The 18,517-nt window shown below is 62.4% G+C and carries 17 protein-coding genes; 7 read left to right on the top strand and 10 right to left on the bottom strand.

Going from position 1 to position 18,517, the window contains the following annotated elements:
* The first annotated feature begins 97 nt into the window (after positions 1–97).
* The 5 genes from rpoD to MPZ60_RS06270 all read left to right on the top strand — a co-directional run bounded on the left by rpoD (position 98) and on the right by MPZ60_RS06270 (position 5,797).
* Positions 98–2,545: an RNA polymerase sigma factor RpoD gene (rpoD, locus tag MPZ60_RS06290; protein ID WP_034360073.1), complete on the top strand. Its 2,448-nt coding sequence runs from the start codon at positions 98–100 to the stop codon at positions 2,543–2,545.
* Between the two features lie 147 nt (positions 2,546–2,692).
* The gene (locus MPZ60_RS06285; RefSeq protein ID WP_034360024.1) at positions 2,693–3,685 is read left to right on the top strand and encodes a tripartite tricarboxylate transporter substrate binding protein; all 993 of its coding nucleotides are present in this window, start codon (positions 2,693–2,695) and stop codon (positions 3,683–3,685) included.
* 21 nt (positions 3,686–3,706) lie between these two features.
* Entirely contained in the window at positions 3,707–4,651 is a 945-nt protein-coding gene (locus MPZ60_RS06280; protein WP_034360023.1) for a ketopantoate reductase family protein, read from the top strand.
* 356 nt (positions 4,652–5,007) lie between these two features.
* A complete protein-coding gene (locus tag MPZ60_RS06275) occupies positions 5,008–5,313 on the top strand; it encodes a helix-turn-helix domain-containing protein (protein ID WP_003057624.1) in 306 nt (101 codons plus the stop codon).
* A 130-nt stretch (positions 5,314–5,443) separates the two neighbouring features.
* Entirely contained in the window at positions 5,444–5,797 is a 354-nt protein-coding gene (locus tag MPZ60_RS06270; protein ID WP_003070674.1) for an FKBP-type peptidyl-prolyl cis-trans isomerase, read from the top strand.
* Positions 5,798–5,876: 79 nt separating this feature from the next.
* Here MPZ60_RS06270 and MPZ60_RS06265 read toward each other — a convergent pair whose 3' ends face one another.
* The 4 genes from MPZ60_RS06265 to ppsA form a co-directional block, all read right to left on the bottom strand.
* Positions 5,877–6,383, bottom strand: coding sequence for a hypothetical protein (locus MPZ60_RS06265; RefSeq protein WP_034360021.1), 507 nt, complete (start codon positions 6,381–6,383; stop codon positions 5,877–5,879).
* Between the two features lie 189 nt (positions 6,384–6,572).
* Entirely contained in the window at positions 6,573–8,657 is a 2,085-nt protein-coding gene (locus MPZ60_RS06260; RefSeq protein WP_034360019.1) for a VC_2705 family sodium/solute symporter, read from the bottom strand.
* The gene (locus MPZ60_RS06255) at positions 8,650–9,039 is read right to left on the bottom strand and encodes a DUF4212 domain-containing protein (protein WP_034360071.1); all 390 of its coding nucleotides are present in this window, start codon (positions 9,037–9,039) and stop codon (positions 8,650–8,652) included. The genes MPZ60_RS06260 and MPZ60_RS06255 overlap by 8 nt, the downstream gene beginning before the upstream one ends.
* A 15-nt stretch (positions 9,040–9,054) precedes the next feature.
* Complete coding sequence (gene ppsA, locus MPZ60_RS06250; protein WP_034360017.1) at positions 9,055–11,445, bottom strand: phosphoenolpyruvate synthase; 2,391 nt, start codon at positions 11,443–11,445, stop codon at positions 9,055–9,057.
* 250 nt (positions 11,446–11,695) lie between these two features.
* Between ppsA and MPZ60_RS06245 the strand changes: the two genes are divergently transcribed.
* Positions 11,696–12,517 (top strand): pyruvate, water dikinase regulatory protein, encoded by an 822-nt coding sequence (locus MPZ60_RS06245; protein WP_003057637.1) that lies wholly within the window; start codon positions 11,696–11,698, stop codon positions 12,515–12,517.
* Positions 12,518–12,665: 148 nt separating this feature from the next.
* Here the strand turns inward: MPZ60_RS06245 and MPZ60_RS06240 are convergent, their stop codons facing one another.
* Positions 12,666–13,595, bottom strand: coding sequence for a LysR family transcriptional regulator (locus tag MPZ60_RS06240; protein ID WP_034360015.1), 930 nt, complete (start codon positions 13,593–13,595; stop codon positions 12,666–12,668).
* 189 nt (positions 13,596–13,784) lie between these two features.
* Here MPZ60_RS06240 and MPZ60_RS06235 point away from each other — a divergent pair, with 189 nt between their 5' ends.
* On the top strand, positions 13,785–14,057 hold the full coding sequence (locus tag MPZ60_RS06235; protein WP_034360013.1) for a DUF2798 domain-containing protein: 273 nt from the start codon (positions 13,785–13,787) through the stop codon (positions 14,055–14,057).
* Between the two features lie 128 nt (positions 14,058–14,185).
* Here MPZ60_RS06235 and MPZ60_RS06230 read toward each other — a convergent pair whose 3' ends face one another.
* The 5 genes from MPZ60_RS06230 to MPZ60_RS06210 are packed head-to-tail and all read right to left on the bottom strand — an operon-like array spanning position 14,186 to position 18,516.
* Complete coding sequence (locus MPZ60_RS06230; protein WP_242881908.1) at positions 14,186–15,010, bottom strand: heme ABC transporter ATP-binding protein; 825 nt, start codon at positions 15,008–15,010, stop codon at positions 14,186–14,188.
* Positions 15,007–16,116 (bottom strand): iron ABC transporter permease, encoded by a 1,110-nt coding sequence (locus tag MPZ60_RS06225; protein WP_034360070.1) that lies wholly within the window; start codon positions 16,114–16,116, stop codon positions 15,007–15,009. The genes MPZ60_RS06230 and MPZ60_RS06225 overlap by 4 nt, the downstream gene beginning before the upstream one ends.
* A gap of 14 nt (positions 16,117–16,130) precedes the next feature.
* Positions 16,131–17,021 (bottom strand): hemin ABC transporter substrate-binding protein, encoded by an 891-nt coding sequence (locus tag MPZ60_RS06220; RefSeq protein ID WP_034360009.1) that lies wholly within the window; start codon positions 17,019–17,021, stop codon positions 16,131–16,133.
* The gene (locus tag MPZ60_RS06215) at positions 17,018–18,130 is read right to left on the bottom strand and encodes a hemin-degrading factor (RefSeq protein WP_034360007.1); all 1,113 of its coding nucleotides are present in this window, start codon (positions 18,128–18,130) and stop codon (positions 17,018–17,020) included. Before MPZ60_RS06215 ends, MPZ60_RS06220 begins: the two co-directional genes overlap by 4 nt.
* Entirely contained in the window at positions 18,127–18,516 is a 390-nt protein-coding gene (locus MPZ60_RS06210) for a hypothetical protein (protein ID WP_034360005.1), read from the bottom strand. The genes MPZ60_RS06215 and MPZ60_RS06210 overlap by 4 nt, the downstream gene beginning before the upstream one ends.
* Between the last annotated feature and the right edge of the window lies 1 nt (position 18,517).

The raw sequence follows: 18,517 nt of genomic DNA, 5'->3' as shown, positions 1-18,517 counted from the left end.
AGGCTAGACCTGTTCTTGCGCCAGCTTTCATGGCGTTTGTTTGCATTTTCCGTTTTCCTTTGTGTGTTTGTGTGTGTTCGTACCGTGAGAGGTGTTCATGCCCGTTTCAAAGTCCGTGAAGTCCAAGCAGGCCCCAGAAGCTTCAGCAAAGCCCAAGACCTCTAAAACTTCCACTTCCGCAGCAGAGCCCGCGAAAAAGGCCAGTGCCAGCAAGCCTGCTGTGAAGAAGAGTGCTGCATCTGCAGCCGAAGCAAAGAAAGACACCACCGTGGTTACCAAGTCACAAGCCGAACTCAAAGCCATGGCCGATGCGCTGCTGGCGCAGGCAACTCCCAAGCGCGGCCGCAAGAAGGCCGAAGAAGACGACGACACAGCTGCCGCTCCTGCCGCCAAGAAGACTGTCGCCAAAAAGGCCCCTGCTGCCAAGAAGGCAGCCGCCGTCAAGGCCCCCGCTGCCAGTGCCGATGCCGACAAGACTCCCGCCAAGCGCGGCCGCAAGCCCAAGGCCAAGGAGGCCGACGAGGACATGGATGATGCAGACCTGTCGGATATCGACAGCGATCTGGAAGGCGAAGTCGAAGAGGAGGCATCGACCGAAGCGTCTGCTGCTCCTGCCGAAAAGGCCAAGCCTCTGCGCATGAAGATCAGCAAGGCGAAGGAACGCGCCTTGATGAAGGAATTCGGCCTGGACGAGACTGTTCTGACCGAAGAGGAAATGAACACCCGCCGTCAGCGTCTGAAGATGCTGATCAAGCTGGGCAAGACCCGCGGCTACCTGACCCACGCCGAAATCAACGACCACCTGCCCGACAAGCTGGTCGATGCCGAAACGCTGGAAGTCGTGATCTCCATGTTGAACGACATGGGCGTGGCCGTGTACGAGCAGACTCCCGATGCGGAAACCCTGCTGCTGAACAACACCGGCCAGTCGGCCACCACCGAAGAAGAAGCGGAAGAAGAGGCCGAAGCGGCTCTGTCCACCGTGGACTCAGAATTCGGTCGCACCACCGACCCCGTGCGCATGTACATGCGTGAAATGGGTACCGTCGAACTGCTGACACGCGAAGGCGAAATCGAAATCGCCAAGCGCATCGAAGGCGGTCTGATGGACATGATGGAAGCCATCTCGGCCTCCCCTGCGACCATCGCCGAAATCCTCAACATGGCCGAGGAAATCCGCGAAGGCAAGGTTGTCATCTCCACCGTGGTGGACGGCTTCGTCAATGCCAATGAGAACGACGACTATGTGGCCGAAGAAGACTTCGACGAATACGACGAAGAAGACGACGATGACGGCAAGGGCGGCTCCAAGGCCCTGACCAAGAAGCTCGAAGAGCTGAAGAACGAAGCCCTGGGTCGCTTTGACTCCATGCGCGAGCTCTTCGACAAGATGCACAAGGTGTATGACAAGGAAGGCTACGGCACCGAGGCATACATGAAGGTGCAGAAGGCCATCACCGAAGAGCTGATGACCATTCGCTTCACAGCCAAGACGATTGAAAAGCTCTGCGATCTGGTGCGCGCCCAGGTGGACGACGTGCGCAAGAAGGAACGCGAGCTGCGCAAGATCATCGTTGACAAGTGCGGCATGCCCCAGGAGCAGTTCATCAAGGACTTCCCGCCCAATCTGCTGAACCTGGACTGGGTCATCAAGCAAGTGGCGGCAGGCAAGAACTACAGCGCCGTGCTGGAGCGCAATATTCCGCCCGTGCAGGAGCTGCAGCAGAACCTGATCGACCTGCAGGCCCGCGTGGTCGTGCCTCTGGAAGAGCTCAAGCACATCAACAAGCGCATGAACAGCGGCGAGCGCGCCAGCCGCGATGCCAAGAAGGAAATGATCGAGGCCAACCTGCGTCTCGTGATCTCCATCGCCAAGAAGTACACCAACCGCGGTCTGCAATTCCTGGATCTGATCCAGGAAGGCAATATCGGCCTGATGAAGGCCGTGGACAAGTTCGAATATCGTCGCGGCTACAAGTTCTCGACCTATGCAACCTGGTGGATTCGTCAGGCCATCACGCGCTCCATCGCCGACCAGGCCCGCACGATCCGTATCCCCGTGCACATGATCGAGACCATCAACAAGATGAACCGCATCTCGCGCCAGCACTTGCAAGAGTTTGGTTTCGAGCCCGATGCGTCCATCCTGGCAGCCAAGATGGAGATCCCCGAGGACAAGATCCGCAAGATCATGAAGATCGCCAAGGAGCCGATCTCGATGGAAACCCCCATCGGCGACGACGACGATTCCCACCTGGGCGACTTCATCGAGGACGGCAACAACACGGCGCCTATCGACGCCGCCATGCAGGCCGGTCTGCGCGATGTGGTCAAGGACATTCTCGACGGCCTGACGCCTCGCGAAGCCAAGGTGCTGCGCATGCGCTTCGGTATTGAAATGTCCACTGACCATACGCTGGAAGAAGTCGGCAAGCAGTTTGACGTGACGCGCGAGCGCATCCGTCAGATCGAAGCCAAGGCGCTGCGCAAGCTCAAGCACCCCTCGCGCTCCGACAAGCTGCGCAGCTTCATCGACTCGCTGTAAAGTCAGTCCGAGGAACCGGCGCGCCGGTTCCCTGCTACTCAAAGCCCCGACCTGCCCCAGGTCGGGGCTTTTTCGCATGCAGCCCAGGTCAGCAAGCCTTCGCTTGCGGCCAAACCCACCAAAAGACACATAACAACGGAGACAGACATGAATACCCCCCACGCGAACAATGCCCTGACACGTCGCCACTGGCTAAGCTATTGCGCTGCCTTGCTGTCTACACCTTTTGCTGCCATCGCCAATCCGCCTCAGCGCCTTGGCACGCAGTTGCGTATCGTGATCCCCGCCAACCCCGGCGGCGGCTGGGACCAGACCGGCCGCACCCTGGGCACCGCGCTGACCAGCAGCGGCACGGTGGACAAGGTCGTTTATGAAAACATCGGCGGCAAGGGCGGCACCATCGGCTTGGCCGAGTACACCAAACGCTATGGCAGCGACCCCAACTGCCTGCTGATCAGTGGCATGGTCATGGTCGGCGCCCTGGCGCTGAACAAGAATTCGGCCGCGCTGCAGCAGGTGCAACCCCTTGCGCGCCTGACCAGCGACTATCTGGTGGTGGCCGTGCCCACCGACTCGCCGCTTGCCAACCCCAAGGCACTGGCCAAGGCCATGCGCGAGAACCTGCCGGCACTGACCATTGCCGGAGGCTCTGCAGGCGGTGTGGACCATATGTACGCAGGCATGCTGGCCCGCCTGGCCAAGGCCAATGCGGAGCAACTGCAATACAAACCCTTTGCCGGCGGTAACGATGTGCTCCAGGCCCTGCTGCAAAAGCAGGTGCAGGTGGGAATCTCTGGTTACAGCGAGTTCAGAGAAGCCTTGCAGGCGGGCAAACTGCGCGCCCTCGGTGTTTCGTCACGCCGTGCCATGTTCGGCATTGCCTCCATGCGCGACCAGGGTCTGGATGCGGAAATGTCCAACTGGCGTGCCGTCTTTACAGGCAAGAATCTGCCGGCAGAACGCGCCCAGCAACTGCTGGCCGCTATCGACCATGCAAGCAACCAGGACAGCTGGAAGCAAGCCCTGGTCAGCAATAATTGGAACTCTTCCTGGCAAACCGGCAAGGCACTGCATGAATTTCTGGAGGTCGAAACCTCCACTGCCCAGCTGATGACCTATCTGCTCAAGCTCAAGAGCTGAGCCTCTTTGCGAGATAGCCGCATGAACATGGTCAACCACACCGCCGCCTCCCCCCGCCTGTCCATTGCCGTCATGGGTGCGGGCTCGGTGGGCTGCTACTTTGGTGCTCTGCTGGCACGCGCCGGCCACCCGGTCACGCTGATCGGTAGAGCATCGCATATGCAGGCCATCAGCCAGCACGGGCTGCGACTGCAGACGGCGACAGAAGATCTGAACATCCCCATCACCACCAGCACCGAAGCCAGTGCCGTGGCAGGCGCCGATGTGGTGCTGTTCTGCGTGAAATCCACCGACACCGAAGCAGCGGCTGCACAGATCAAACCCCACCTGGCAGCGCACACTCAAGTACTGAGCTTGCAGAACGGCGTGGACAACGACCGGCGCCTGCGCCTGGTACTGGGCCGGCAGCCGGTGGCTGCTGCCGTGGTTTATGTCGCCACCGCCATGGCCGGCCCAGGCCATGTGCGTCACTTCGGCCGGGGCGAGCTGCTCATCGCGCCCTGTCCGCAGGGTGACGAGATTGCACTCCAGTTCAGCGCAGCAAACATCCCCACCCAGACCTCGGACGGCGTGCTGACCGCACTCTGGCAAAAACTCATCATCAACTGCGTGTACAACGCACTCTCCGCCCTCACCCAGCAGCCCTATGGCTGGCTGATAGCGCAGCAGGGCGTACCCGCCGTCATGCAGGATATTGCCGCCGAATGCAAGGCCGTAGCTCTGGCCGACGGCGTGCTGCTGCCGGCCTCCGTGGACGAGGCTGTAGCGGCCATAGCGCGCACCATGCCCCGACAGCTCTCTTCCACGGCCCAAGATCTGGCGCGGGGCAAGACCACGGAAATAGACCATCTCAACGGCTATGTGGTGCGGCGCGGTCAGGCCCTGGGCATTGCCACGCCGAGCAACCGTCTGCTGCAGGTGCTGGTGCAACTCAAGCAAATGCCGGCACAAAAGCAGGAACTATGATTTCCATAGCTGCTTGCTCTGACAAATCAATGGCTAGAGTCAATTTTTACACCCGGAAACACCTAAGCCAGTACTAACACTTCCGGCATGGCTCGCCACCCTGTCCCCAGGGCTGCTTCAGCCCTGCCCCTATTGCTACAAACCCTGAAGCAAGCGAGTCTTCTCCCTGATTCGTGGCTGACCCGCAACACTTGCGCGCTGTTTGTGGCCTTTATCACTTCAAGGCGTTGCAGTCGAAGATTTGAAGCTACTAAACTTGTAGCAAAATAAATTAACCGCTATAGTCCATTGGACATGGCACTGAAAGCGCCTAGTGCGCCCAGCTCGACAACATCATTGCGCAAGGAGAAGCGTCCATGAGCTCCAAGGAAAACGCCGCCATCAACCAGCTGTTCGAGAAGCTCGAATGCCGCTATGCGCTGCGCGTGCTGTGGGCTTTGCGGGATGGTCATCCCCAGACCTTCCGACTGCTGCAAGACAGTGTGGGCGGCATCACCCCCAACACCTTGAACACCCGTATCAAGGAGCTGCGCGAGTGCGGCCTGCTCGAGCATGGCAGCGACGGCTACACCGTCACCCTGACCGGGCAGGATCTGCTCAAGCGCCTGTCCGATGTACAAGCCTTTGCCAACCGCTGGGTTGCCGCGCGCGCCAAGAAGTAAACCTTGCCGCTGTTGCGGCCGGGGGACTGGCAGCAAGCAGGTGCACCACTATCATCCAAGGGCCCCAAGCGTGCTTGGCGGGCCCTTTTTTCCATCGCCTTTTTCTGCTTTGCGCTGAAAGGAAATCATCATGGCATTCAACACTACTGCCTCCGGCCTGCAATACGAAGACACCGTCGTGGGCGAAGGCGCCGAAGCCAAGGCCGGTCAGAACGTGACCGTGCACTACACCGGCTGGCTCTACAACAATGGCGTGCAAGGCGCCAAGTTCGACTCCAGCAAGGACCGCAACGATCCTTTCGTCTTTCCCCTGGGCGCCGGCATGGTCATCAAGGGCTGGGACGAAGGCGTGCAGGGCATGAAGGTGGGCGGCCAGCGCACGCTGCTGATCCCCGCTGCCCTGGGCTATGGCGCGCGCGGCGCCGGTGGCGTGATCCCGCCCAACGCCACGCTTAAGTTTGACGTGGAACTGCTGGCTGTCTAAAAAACAGGCTGGCTCATCAAAAAAGCGGCTCTCTCTGAGGCCGCTTTTTTCTTTGCGAGAGGCTCGGCACAGATGGTGCTTATGTCTCTTCCGCCTCAAACAGCGCCCTGTGCAACGACATATAGGCCTTGTCACCCGCAGCATCACGTATGCGCGGAGCCAGCGCTGCCAGTTGCTCATAACCCATGGCCGCCTCCACCGCCAGATTCAGCCTGAAGCCCTTGAGCCCCAGAGCCCCCGTGATGGACACTGCTATCGGATAGGCTCTCTGGTAACGCCTCTGGGCGCTGCCAGGGTCGACGTCAGCAGCTGCCAACGATGCCGAACTGCTCTTTGAGAGCGAAGATGCATGGGCCTGTACTGCTGCATCGGCCGCGACGGACGACTCTCTTGTGGCCAGCCAGCCCTTGCCGACCAGCGCCAGAATATCGTCCTTGTTCACCCCCAGCGCCGAGGTCGCCTCCAGCACCTGCATGAGACTGCGACGACCGTCAAACAGCAAAAAGGCCGAGCGCAGCCGCTGGCTCAGATCGGCATGGCGCTCCTTGAAGGCCAGCTGGCCCTCGGGTGTTTTGACTAGATACATCGACCCCGCCCTCTGTGCATTGAATTGCTTTCCGCCCTGCAGGATGGCAGCTATGGCTGCAGCTGAAAAGCGGGTTTTCCTGCAAGCCTGGTCCGCGCATGCTCCAGATCAGTTCGCGGCGGATATTCAGCAGAAAACTGCCTTGAACCTGATTCAAAAGATCGCTGAAGGCCATCCAATCAAGAGTTTTCAAGCTCTCGCCCGTCGCTGCTCCCACCAGCTGACGAGCAATGTGGAGGCCAAGCCCACCGGCACACCGAACACTCCGGCCGAGATGGGCTGAATACCCCACCAGAGTGCCTCGCCACGGAGGATCGACGGCAGCACCCCTTGCAGACCCGGAACGTGCGAGGCCATGTAGTAAAGCGTCACGGCCAGGCCCAGCAGCATGCCGACCACCGCGCCACGGCGCGTGGTGCCACGCCAGAAGATGCCCAGCACCATGGCCGGCACCAAAGCCGAGCCCGCCAAAGAAAAGGAGGCAGAGACCATGGGAAGAATGTCCGAAGAGCGACGCGCCGCGACAAACGCCGCCGACAGGGCCACCAGCAGCAATGCGAATTTGGAAAGAATCACGCGCTGTTCAGGCGAGATGCGGCGCTTGCGCGTATCCAGGCGCTGGCGCTCCTGGAAATAGAGATCCCGCACCAGGGCATTGCTGATGGTCAGCAGCAGGCCGTCGGCCGTGGACAGGGCCGCCGCCAGTCCGCCCGCAGCCACCAGCCCCGAGAGCACATAAGGCATGCCGCCTAGTTCTGGAGTGGCCAGCATGATAAGGTCGGCCCCCATGCGGATTTCGGCAAACTGCAAAATGCCATCGCCGTTGATGTCCTCCACCGACAGCAGCGAGGCGTCCACCCTTGACCACTGCGCTATCCAGTTCGGCAAGGCATCGAAATGCGTGCCAACGAGATTGCTCATGACCTCGTACTTCACCAGTACGGCCAAGGCTGGCGCCCCCAGATACAGCAACCCGATGAAGAACAGCGACCAGGCCACAGAGGTACGTGCGGCAGACACCGAGGGAACCGTGAAATAGCGCGTGAGCAAGTGCGGCAGCCCGGCCGTGCCGACCATCAGGCAGAACATCAGCGCCAGAAAGTTGCGCCGACTTTCCTCATAGGCCTGCTGCTCGGCCGGCGAGCCATCCGGATCCCCTGCGAAAGGCTGGCTTTGCAGCGGCATGCCGCCCAGCGGCTTGGCCCGCTCATAGGCCTCGTGCAACTCACGGCTCCAGAGCTCGCGCGCCGCCGCCTCGTCCTTGGGCATGGCGGCCAGCTCCCGGCTGGCGGCCATGATGGCGCCGATATTGCCACTGCTGGTGCGCAGCTCGCGGATATGCTCGCTCAGTGCCTGACGTTCGGCCGCCAGCACATTGGGCACATCGCGCAGCTTGGCCTGCAGCACCTGAGCGCGGGTGCGATAGGCCTCCAGCACCGACTGCTCGGCCTCTGAGGAAAGCAACTGCTGCTCCATGGCGCCGATCTTGCCCAGTTGCTGGCTATAGGCCAGCTGGGCCCAGGGGTTGCCCAGCTGTTTGTAGGCCAGCCAGGAGACAGGCAGCATGAAGGCCAGCAGGATCACCACATATTGCGCCACCTGGGTCCAGGTGATCGCCCGCATGCCGCCGAGGAACGAGCACAGCAGCACGCCGCCCAGCCCCAGCATGATGCCGATCTCGAACTGCACGCCGGTCAGTCGCGCAGCAATCAGGCCCACGCCGTAGATCTGCGCTACCACATAGGTGAAGGAACAGGTGATGGCCGCCAGCGCAGCAATGATGCGCGGCCAACGTCCGCCATAGCGCGCCTGAAAGAAATCCGGCACGGTATAGAGATTCATGGCCCGCAGATAGGGGGCAATCAGCATACCGACCAGACAGAACCCGCCCGTCCATCCCAGGACATAGGCCAGTCCGCCGGGCTGCGTGCCGGTTCCCGAAAAGCCTTGCAGATAAAGCGCACCGGAGAGGCTGATGAAGGAGGCTGCGCTCATCCAGTCTGCAGCAGCCGCCATGCCGTTGTAGAAAGGCGGAATGCGCCGGCCGGCGACGAAATACTCCTCGGCATCGCTGGTGCGCGAATACACGCCGATGGCCGCGTACACCATCACCGTGGAGAACAGGAAGATGGGCCCGATCCAGTGGCGAGAGAGCCCGCGCTCCTCGGCCCAGAGCATGGTCAGCAGAAAGCCTGCCGTTCCCAGCACATAGAGAAACAGGATGCGATGCAGCCGCCAGTGATAGGCACGGCTCAGAACTGGCCGCTCAGGCATGAAGATCGGAAGTGGCAGAGGAGGCGTCGTGAGCCTCAGCCGCTTTGCGCGCCTCGTCACGCGCCTGCTGGCGTTCGAAATAATCCATGGCCACACAATAGACCACGATGATGAGCAGGAACATCAGGACCGCCCCTTGGGCCGCCATCCAGTAGGCCACGGGCCAGTTGGGCACCAGCGCCTGGATATCGCGCGCAAAGTAGCAGATGCCAAATGAAAATACCACCCAGACCGTCAGCAGCAAGGCCTTGAGTCTCAGGTGGTAGGTATCGTGCAGATCCGGCGGGAAGGTGACTTCCACCGGATTGCCCAAAGCATCGAATGCCTGTCGCGGAGCATCCGACACAGCATCGTCATGCACGGGCGCGTGATGCGTCTGCATGCCGATGCGCAAGGCTTATTCAGCCAGCTTCTGCCAGGTGGAGACCACGCTGTCAGGGTTCAGAGAGATAGACGAGATGCCTTCGTCGGCCAGCCACTTGGCAAAGTCGGGGTGGTCCGAAGGGCCTTGGCCGCAGATGCCTACATACTTGTTCTGGTCGCGGCAGGCCTTGATGGCACGGGCCAGCAGCTTCTTGACGGCGGGGTCGCGCTCGTCGAAGTCGGCGGCCAGCAGCTCCAGGCCCGAGTCGCGGTCCAGGCCCAGAGTCAGCTGAGTCAGGTCGTTGGAGCCCACGGAGAAGCCGTCGAAGTATTCGAGGAACTCTTCGGCAAGGACTGCGTTGGAAGGCACTTCGCACATCATGATCAGCTGCAGGCCGTTCTCGCCGCGCTTGAGACCGTTCTCGGCCAGCAGCTCGGTGACGCGCTTGGCCTGGCCCAGGGTGCGCACGAAGGGGATCATGATCTTGACGTTGGTCAGACCCATGTCCTCACGCACGCGGCGCAGGGCTTCGCATTCCATCTTGAAGGCTTCACCGAACTCGGCCGAGATGTAGCGCGCTGCACCGCGGAAGCCCAGCATGGGGTTCTCTTCCTCGGGCTCGTAACGGCTGCCGCCGATCAGCTTGCGGTATTCGTTGGACTTGAAGTCGGACATGCGCACGATCACGGGCTTGGGCCAGAAAGCGGCGGCAATCGTTGCCACGCCTTCAGTCACCTTGTCCACGTAGAACGCGCGGGGAGATGCATGGCCGCGGGCCACGGACTCGACAGCCTTCTTCAGATCTGCGTCAACGGCGGGGTAGTCCAGGATGGCCTTGGGGTGCACGCCGATATTGTTGTTGATGATGAATTCCAGACGGGCCAGACCCACGCCTTCGTTGGGCAGCTGGGCAAAGTCGAAAGCCAGCTGGGGGTTGCCCACGTTCATCATGATCTTGGTGGAGATGCTGGGCATCTCGCCACGCTTGACCTCGGTCACTTCGGTTTCCAGCAGACCGTCATAGATCTTGCCGGTATCGCCTTCCGCGCAGGACACGGTGACCAGTGTTTCGGCCTTGAGCAGATCGGTCGCATTGCCGCAGCCCACGACAGCAGGGATGCCCAGCTCGCGAGCAATGATGGCTGCGTGGCAGGTACGGCCACCGCGGTTGGTGACGATGGCCGAAGCCTTCTTCATGACGGGCTCCCAGTTGGGGTCGGTCATGTCGGTCACCAGCACGTCGCCGGCCTGCACCTGGTCCATCTGCGAGATGTCGGACACCAGGCGCACGGGGCCGGTACCGATCTTCTGGCCGATGGCGCGGCCTTCGGCCAGCACGGTGCCCGTGCCCTTGAGCTTGTAGCGCAACTCGGCCTGGCCCTTGGCCTGGCTCTTCACGGTTTCGGGGCGCGCCTGCAGGATGTAGAGCTGGCCGTCGGTGCCGTCCTTGCCCCATTCGATATCCATGGGGCGGCCGTAATGCTGCTCGATCACCAGAGCGTAATGCGCCAGCTGCTGCACTTCCTCGTCGGTCAGCGAATAGCGGTTGCGCAGCTCGTGAGCCACATCGGTGGTCTTGACCAGCTTGCCGTCTGCAGCCTTTTCCTCGGGCGTGGCAAAAATCATCTGGATCAGCTTGGAGCCCAGATTGCGGCGGATCAGCGCCTTGTTGCCAGCCTTGAGCATGGGCTTGTGCACATAGAACTCGTCGGGGTTCACGGCGCCCTGCACCACGGTCTCGCCCAGGCCGTAGCTGGAGGTGATGAAGACCACTTCCTCGAAACCGGATTCGGTGTCGATGGTGAACATCACGCCGGCAGCGCCCTTGTCGGAGCGCACCATGCGCTGCACGCCGGCGGACAGGGCCACCACATCGTGCTCGAAGCCCTTGTGCACGCGGTAGGAGATGGCGCGGTCGTTGTACAGCGACGCGAACACTTCCTTCATCTTGTGCAGCACGTCTTCGATGCCCACCACGTTCAGGAAGGTTTCCTGCTGGCCGGCAAACGATGCATCGGGCAGGTCTTCTGCCGTGGCGGAAGAACGCACGGCAAACGATGCCTCGGCATTGCCGCCTTGCAGGCGAACAAATTCCTCACGGATGGCCTGCTCCAGATCGGCAGGGAAAGGCTGGTTTTCCACCATGGTGCGGATTTCCGCGCCCACAGCGGCCAAAGCGCGGACATCGTCCACGTCCAGGGCAGCCAGCTTGGCCGAGATCTTGCCGGCCAGACCTTCAAATGCCAGGAACTCGCGGAATGCATGAGCCGTGGTGGCAAAGCCGGTAGGCACGCGTACGCCCTGGGGCAGTTGCGAGATCATTTCGCCGAGCGAGGCGTTCTTGCCGCCTACGGACTCGACATCAGACATTCTCAGTTTTTCAAACGGAACGACCAGAGCGGTCGCTTCGAACAGTTGAGACATGGGAAGCTCCAAAGTTAAAAACCGGTACGCAGGCGGCTCTGGGCTGAATGGCCAGGGCACGCGAACCCATGCTGCTTGAATGCAGTGCTTTGCTGTTCTGGATGTCGACCGTCAACGAGCATGGGCTTGAATTTGGGAATAATGGCCGCCATTGTAGGCTGAGCCGGCGAGCGTCGCGTGGCTCAAACCAGATTCAGAGTCCGGGACATGGCATTGCCTGCTCAGGTCCCACCTAATCACTGCGCGCACTATGCATACCCATACGATTTTTGTCATTTCTGACGGCACAGGCATCACGGCCGAGACCTTCGGCACGGCCATCATGGCCCAGTTCGAGAGCAAGCCGAGGCTGATTCGCATCCCCTTTGTGGACTCCATGGACAAGATTCATCAGGCCGTGCGCCAGATCAACCATGTGGCCGAGGTGGAGAAGAGAAAGCCCATCATCTTCACCACCCTGGTCAATCAGGAGATGCTGGAATTCCTTGAAGCCAACTGCAAGGGCAAGCTGTTCGACATGTTCGGCACCTTTGTGCGCCCGCTGGAGGTGGAGCTGGGCCAGAAGTCGCTGCACCGCGTGGGCCGCTTTGCCGACATCAGCGAGAGCAAGGAATATCTGGAGCGCATGGAGGCCATCAACTACACGCTGGCTCACGATGATGGCCAGACCCATGCCGACCTGAGCGGCGCCGACGTGATTCTGGTGGGCGTGAGCCGCTCGGGCAAGACTCCCACCAGCCTGTACCTGGCCATGCAGTTTGGCCTCAAGGTGGCCAACTACCCGCTGATTCCCGAAGACTTCGAGCGCAAGCAGTTGCCGCCCGCGCTGGAGCCCTATCGCAAAAAGCTGTTTGGCCTGACGATTCAGCCCGAGCGCCTGTCCAGCATCCGCAACGAACGCCGCCCCGACTCCAAGTACGCCAGCCTGCCCAACTGCCGCTACGAGGTGGCCGAGGCCGAGGCCATGATGCGCAGAAGCGGCATCGAGTGGCTGTCCAGCACCACCAAGTCGATCGAAGAGATTGCCACTACCATCTTGCAGGAAGTGCTGCCGCAGCATCTGGGACATTAAGCCTTCCCCTGAGCGGCTTCGCCGCTTCCCCAAGGGGACGCAGCCCTCGCTGCGAGGCGGCTCTCGGCCGCCCTTACTTAGCCCGTGCCTTTAGCCCGCGCCGGCGTCAAGAACTACGGGTAATGCAGGCGCCACGCACTGTCCTCGCTCAACGCAGGACGGGCTGCTGCGGCAGCTCCTGCAGCAGATAGTCCACCAGGGCGCGGACCTTGGCCGGTACATATTTGCGATCCTTGAAGCAGGCGAAGAAGTCCAGCGGAGCATCCTCGAACTGCAACTGGCCCTTGCGCGCCGGCTTGAGTGCCAGAGGCACCAGCCGCCCCTTGCGCATCTCTTCATGGACGATGAAGCTGCCGGCCCAGGCGATGCCGCCACCGGCAGCGGCGAACTCCACCAGGGCATCGATATCGCTGCCTATGGCCGCAATCCTCTGCTGCGGATCGGTGCGCTGGCCATCGCGCAGAAAGGGCCAGCGCATAAGCCTGCCGTCGCGCTCGCGCCGATACAGCAGACAGGCATGCTCAAGCAGATCCTGTGCCGTCTGCGGGCAGCCATGCTGTTGCAGATACTGCGGCGATGCACACAGAATGCGCGGCACCGAGGCCAGCAGCCGCACCGACATGCCGGGCTCCAGCACATCGCGGTAGCGCACGCTGATGTCCACATCCTCCTTGAGCACATCCACATGCCGGTCCGTGATCAAGAGCTCCAGCTCCAGTCGCGGATGCAGCGCGCTAAACGCCGGCAGCAGCGGCGCCAGCACATGGCGGCCGAAGGCTGCCATGCAGGCAATGCGCAAACGGCCTTGCAGCTCTCCATGAATCAGCGAGAGATCGGACTGGGCTTTTTCGAGCTCGTCGAGCACCGGAGCGACACGCGCCAGATAGCTCTCGCCGGCCTCGGTCAAGGCCATGGACCGGGTGGTGCGGGTGATCAGGCGCGTGCCCAACTCGCGCTCCAGCCGCGCGATGTTCTGGCTGGCTGCGGCGGGCGAAATGCCCAGCTGACGCGCGGCCGAGGCGATGGAGCCGCCCTCCAGCGCTTTGACAAAGGTTTCTATGGCTCGCAGATTCGGCATGACTGCGAATGTATCTCCAATTGAATTCGAAAGTTCTGCTTATGAGTACAACAAGCCCCGGACCTCTACCGCCGGCCGCCGCTGATGCTTACAGTGCAACCCTGTTTCCCATCCATGCATTCGGCCTCAAGCCTTTGACACAGCAACGCAAGCCGCCATGACGCCGAGTGCATTTTCAGCATCGTTCCCATGAATTCATACTCCAACTCCTTCTCCTCCAGACTTTCCGCACTGAAGCTGCACAGGCGTTACACGCCGTTTGTTTTCGCGTTTTTCATGGCCGGCATCATGGCGTTTCTGATGTGCTGCACCATCGTGGCGGCCAATACCGGCTTTGATGCCGGCTACGTCCGTCGTGTGTTCAGCGCCTATGCGCTGGCCATGCCGGTGGCGTTCTTCTGCGTGATGATGGTGCGGCCGCTGGTGCTCAAGCTGGTTGCGCTGACCGTGCATACACATTGACAGCCAGTGACAGCCAGTGACAGCCAGTGACAGCCAGTGACAGCCAGTGACAGCCAGGTCATTAGCTATTGAATCTGAAGCAGCCTGCGCATGACTGGCTTCAAAATTCAATTCAATATGCTTAAATTTCAAGCAGGTAAAGCAGTATCAGCTACAAAAATATACTGCAGCGCGCCGTCGCTGCTGCGCACCGGGTCGCACTGCATGCCCCAGACCTGGCGCACCAGCGCCGGTTGCAGCACATCCTGCACCGCACCGTGATGCACTCCGGCATCCCCGCCCAGTACCAGCACATCATCGGCATAGCGCAAGGCCAGGTTCAGATCGTGAATCACCGCCACCACGCCTGCGCCCTGCTGCCCAGCCCACTGGCGCAGCAGGCGCATGGCATGGTGCTGATGGGCCAGGTCGAGAGCAGCGGTGGGCTCGTCCAGCAGAAGCCAGCGCGCCGCGCCGTCGGCGGGCGGCTGCCAGATCTGCGCCAGTGCCCTGGCCAGGTGAGTGCGAGCCCGCTCGCCGCCCGACAACGTGTTGATGCTGCGCTGCGCCAGATGATCGACCCCGGTCAACTCCATGGCCTGCGCCGGAATCTGCGCCTCCCCGGTGCCGGGCTGATGACGATGCGGATAACGTCCCAGTTCCACCACCTCCTGGGCCGTGAAGTCAAAGGCCACGCTGCAATCCTGGGGCATGACGGAGCGACGCCGCGCCAGACCCTCCACCGCGTGCGCGGACAGCGCCTGCCCGTCGAGCAGGACCTGCCCCGACTGCGGCGCGCGCTCGCCCACCAGCATGGACATCAGCGTGGACTTGCCGGCGCCGTTGGGGCCGAGGATGGCGGTAAAGCGCCCCGCCGGAATCCTCACATCCACCGTCGCCAGGCGCGGCCCCTTGAGCACGCCAACGCCCAGATTGCGGCATTCGAGGCTGGACACCCCTTGGTGCGCACTCATACCTTGCTCCTGAACTGGCGCAGCATGGCCAGGAAAAGCGGCACGCCGATAAACGCGGTCAGCACGCCCAGCGGCAGCTCGGCCGGCTTGACGATGGTGCGCGCCACGGCATCGGCGCTGACCACCAGCGCCGCACCCAGCAGGGCCGAGCCCGGCAGCACCACGCGATGATCGGGACCGGCAATCAGCCGCACCCAGTGCGGCGCGACCAGACCGATGAAGCCGATGATGCCCGTGGTCGCGGTCACAGCGCCCACAGCCAGCGCCGCCACCATCACGGCGCGGCGCTTGGTTTTCTCCACGGCCACGCCCAGCAGATTGGCCTGGGCTTCGCCCAGGGCAATCGCATTCAGCGGCCTTGCCAGCGCCAGCGCCGCCGCCGCGCTGACGGCCACAGCCGCCGACACCAGGGCCACCGCACTCCAGCGCGAGGCGCCCAGGCTGCCCAGCAGCCACATTTGCAGATTGCGCAACTGCTCGTCCGTCGATACAAAGCTCAGAAAGCCCAGTCCGGCGCCGGCCAGCGCATTGATGGCAATGCCGGCCAGCAGCATCAGGCCGATGCGGGTCGTGCCCTGGACCTGACCCAGCACATAGACCACGGCGGTCACGGCCAGACCGCCGCCAAAAGCCATGGCCACCAGGGCCCAGCTACCCAGATGACGCGGCAGCCAGGGCAGATACAGGCCGCCCAGCACGATGGTGATGCCGGCAGCCAGGGCCGCGCCGCTGCTCACGCCGATGAGGCCGGGGTCGGCCAGCGGATTGCGAAACAGCCCCTGCATCAATGCGCCTGCCAGCCCCAGTCCTGCACCCGCAGCCACGCCCATGAGCAGGCGCGGCAGGCGGATATTGAGAAAGACCAGATGCTCGGGGCCGCTGTCCACCGCAGCGCCAAAAAGACTGCGAAGCCCGTCCCAGGCAATCCCGGGCAATTGCCCCGGTGCAATGGCATAGGCCCCGCTGGCCGCACCCCACACCATGGCCAGCAATACCAGAGCCGCCCCCAGCAGCAGGGCTGCGCCGCGGCTGAGCCGCCCAGCAGGAGTGCGCCAACGTGATGCGACGGGCAGCTCGACTGCTGGCTTTGGTGCCACGCTCCCCATGCTTGCGCTCATGCTCAGGCCACCCACTGCAAAGCGCGCATATGCAGCGCCTGCACAGCGCTGGGCAGGCGCGGACCAAAGCCCAGCAAATGGCTGGCTTCCAGCGTCACCAGCGCCTTCTTGGCATAGGCGGGAGTCAGTGCCAGCTCGGGCCGCTTCCAGAAGGCGGCCTCGCCACCCAGTGCTTCAATGCCCTGCGTGGTGTTGATGATGACCTCGGGCGCAGCGCTGGCCATGGCTTCGGCAGTCAAGGGCTTGTAGCCGTCGAACTGGTCGATGACATTGACACAGCCCGCGTACTGGATCAGTGCATTGGCTGCCGTGCCCTTGCCTGCCACCTGCGGACTGCCGCTGTGCGAGAGCACAAACAGCACGCGCGGCTTGCGCTGGGCCTTGGCCACCTGCGCCTGGACGCTGCTCCACTGCGCATCAAGCTGGGCCAGCAGCTTGTCGGCCTCGCTGGAACGACCTGTCTCGCGCCCCACAACCTTGACCTTTTCCTGGACCTCGGCCCAGTTGTGCCTGGCCGCAACCAGCGATACACGCACGCCAGCCTGACGGATCTGATCGAGCACCACGGGAGGGCCGGCCTCGCTGGTTGCGATCACCGCATCGGGCTTGAGCGAGAGCAGGCCTTCGGCCGAGAGCTGGCGCACATAGCCGACCTTGGCAGTTTTTTGCGCCGCTTCGGGAAACAGGCTGGTGGTGTCCGTGCCCACCAGCAGGCTCTGGGCATTGAGCAGATAGACCACCTCGGTCAGTGCGCCGCTGAGCGACACCAGTCGCTTGGCTCCGGGTGCAGCAGCTGCAGAAGCGGCCTGCACCAGCCCCGGCAGGGCCGTGCCCGCCACGGTCGCACCCAGCCACTGCAGGCCCTGGCGTCGGGAAATGCTGGCCGTGCTCATACGGCCTCCGCCACTGCAGTCTTGCGCGGCAGGCCAGCCACCAGATCGCGCCAGCCTTGCAGCTCGGGCTGGCCTGGCTTGCGCTCACCAAAGAACATGGCCATGTTGTTGCCTTCGGCATCAAAGGCCTCAACCGAGGTCACCACGCCATCGCTGGTGGGTTTCTGCACCACCCAGACATTGGCTATCAGGTCGGTGCGCAGATGCAGGTTGAAGCCCTTGTCCAGCACATTGATCCAGCGCACGCCGTCCTTGCCGTCCATGGGCTGGATATTGCTCACGGGGCCGGTGTGGATCTGGATGCAGCCGCTGCTGCCCACAAACACCATGATGGAGACAGCGTCCACCGCCGCATCGCCCAGCAACTGCGCGACCGCGTCGGTGCTCAGGCGCTCGCAGTACTGAGGCACCAGACGGAAGGCCTGCTGGCGCTCGACTCCGAACCTGCGCAGCATCTCGAAGAACTCATGCGTGTCCTTCATATCGGTCCAGGCCTGAGTCAGCGCGGGCACGTCGATCTCGGCATCGGCCTTGACGGCCGGCTTGGCCGCAGGCTCGCGGAACACATAGCCTGCAGAGGGCTCAGCAAAGCGCTCCACCAGTGCATTCCAGGCTGCCATGTCCGTGGCCTCCCGCGCAAACACCTTGTGCACGGCACGGCCAGCGGCGTCATAGAACTGCAGGCTGCGCATGGCAGGACGGTTGCCGTTGGCGGACTCCTCGGTCACGGCAAAGCCGGCATGCCAGTGCATGAAGAACAGGCGCAAATCGATCTCGCGGCTCAGCGCCAGACCGACCGGTCCCTGGGCCGAGAGGTTCTGGTAGATGCCGTCTTTTTCATGCACGGTGGATTCGTTGCGCGTGAGCGCCATCACGGTGCCGCAGGCTTCCAGGGCTTTAAGAATGTCCAGCCATTCGGCGCGCAGCGGCAAAGCCTTGAGCGTGCGTTCATGTTCGCCGCCATGGGCCGCGATGACCGCGCCTTCGCTCAGCTGCAGCGCCTCGGCCGCATCCTTGGCGCGCAGGCCTTGCTCGCGCTTTTGCGCGAATTGCTCACGGATCTGCACCGCAGTCATGGTCTGGATTTCAGGGGATGTGATGGCGTTCATTGCAGGGTCTCCGGGCTGTGATGCCAGTGTGGTTGTGGGTTGGAAAATTCGTCGTCAAAGCGGGGAGCCGAAGCCTGGGCTTCGGGCTCTTGTTCAGGCTGGGCCAGCACCCGGGCCACCGTGGCCCAGCGCTGCTCCAGCTTTTGCAGAAAGTGGCGCATGTCCTCAGAGCGCTCACAGCCGTCCAGGCCTTCGGCCATGCGCGCCAGTTGCGTCGAGACCCTCTGAGCCATGGGCGCGCGGTGCGCCGCACAGCAGCCCTGGCTGAAACCGGTCATCAGCGCCAGCACCGTGGCCAGCTGGGCTTCGCCCTCGGTGAGCAGATATTCCTCATCGCGACTGCCAGAAGCACTCTGGGCATTGGCGGCGTTCTCGAAAACAGACATG

This window comes from Comamonas sp. 7D-2 (genome assembly GCF_022749555.1).
GTDB lineage: Bacteria > Pseudomonadota > Gammaproteobacteria > Burkholderiales > Burkholderiaceae_C > Comamonas > Comamonas thiooxydans.
Note: the sequence above shows the minus strand (reverse complement) of the source record. Positions and strands in the feature narration are given on the sequence as shown.

What these genes read in the sequence shown, in the direction of transcription:
- MPZ60_RS06260 (WP_034360019.1), bottom strand. Translation starts at nt 8,657, where the DNA reads ATGCCTGAGCGGCCAGTTCTGAGCCGTGCCTATCACTGGCGGCTGCAT.
- MPZ60_RS06235 (WP_034360013.1), top strand. Translation starts at nt 13,785, where the DNA reads ATGAATTCATACTCCAACTCCTTCTCCTCCAGACTTTCCGCACTGAAG.
- ppsA (WP_034360017.1), bottom strand. Translation starts at nt 11,445, where the DNA reads ATGTCTCAACTGTTCGAAGCGACCGCTCTGGTCGTTCCGTTTGAAAAA.
- MPZ60_RS06255 (WP_034360071.1), bottom strand. Translation starts at nt 9,039, where the DNA reads ATGCAGACGCATCACGCGCCCGTGCATGACGATGCTGTGTCGGATGCT.
- MPZ60_RS06240 (WP_034360015.1), bottom strand. Translation starts at nt 13,595, where the DNA reads ATGCCGAATCTGCGAGCCATAGAAACCTTTGTCAAAGCGCTGGAGGGC.
- MPZ60_RS06215 (WP_034360007.1), bottom strand. Translation starts at nt 18,130, where the DNA reads ATGAACGCCATCACATCCCCTGAAATCCAGACCATGACTGCGGTGCAG.
- MPZ60_RS06285 (WP_034360024.1), top strand. Translation starts at nt 2,693, where the DNA reads ATGAATACCCCCCACGCGAACAATGCCCTGACACGTCGCCACTGGCTA.
- MPZ60_RS06210 (WP_034360005.1), bottom strand. Translation starts at nt 18,516, where the DNA reads ATGTCTGTTTTCGAGAACGCCGCCAATGCCCAGAGTGCTTCTGGCAGT.
- rpoD (WP_034360073.1), top strand. Translation starts at nt 98, where the DNA reads ATGCCCGTTTCAAAGTCCGTGAAGTCCAAGCAGGCCCCAGAAGCTTCA.
- MPZ60_RS06230 (WP_242881908.1), bottom strand. Translation starts at nt 15,010, where the DNA reads ATGAGTGCGCACCAAGGGGTGTCCAGCCTCGAATGCCGCAATCTGGGC.
- MPZ60_RS06275 (WP_003057624.1), top strand. Translation starts at nt 5,008, where the DNA reads ATGAGCTCCAAGGAAAACGCCGCCATCAACCAGCTGTTCGAGAAGCTC.
- MPZ60_RS06245 (WP_003057637.1), top strand. Translation starts at nt 11,696, where the DNA reads ATGCATACCCATACGATTTTTGTCATTTCTGACGGCACAGGCATCACG.
- MPZ60_RS06225 (WP_034360070.1), bottom strand. Translation starts at nt 16,116, where the DNA reads ATGGGGAGCGTGGCACCAAAGCCAGCAGTCGAGCTGCCCGTCGCATCA.
- MPZ60_RS06280 (WP_034360023.1), top strand. Translation starts at nt 3,707, where the DNA reads ATGAACATGGTCAACCACACCGCCGCCTCCCCCCGCCTGTCCATTGCC.
- MPZ60_RS06270 (WP_003070674.1), top strand. Translation starts at nt 5,444, where the DNA reads ATGGCATTCAACACTACTGCCTCCGGCCTGCAATACGAAGACACCGTC.
- MPZ60_RS06265 (WP_034360021.1), bottom strand. Translation starts at nt 6,383, where the DNA reads ATGTATCTAGTCAAAACACCCGAGGGCCAGCTGGCCTTCAAGGAGCGC.
- MPZ60_RS06220 (WP_034360009.1), bottom strand. Translation starts at nt 17,021, where the DNA reads ATGAGCACGGCCAGCATTTCCCGACGCCAGGGCCTGCAGTGGCTGGGT.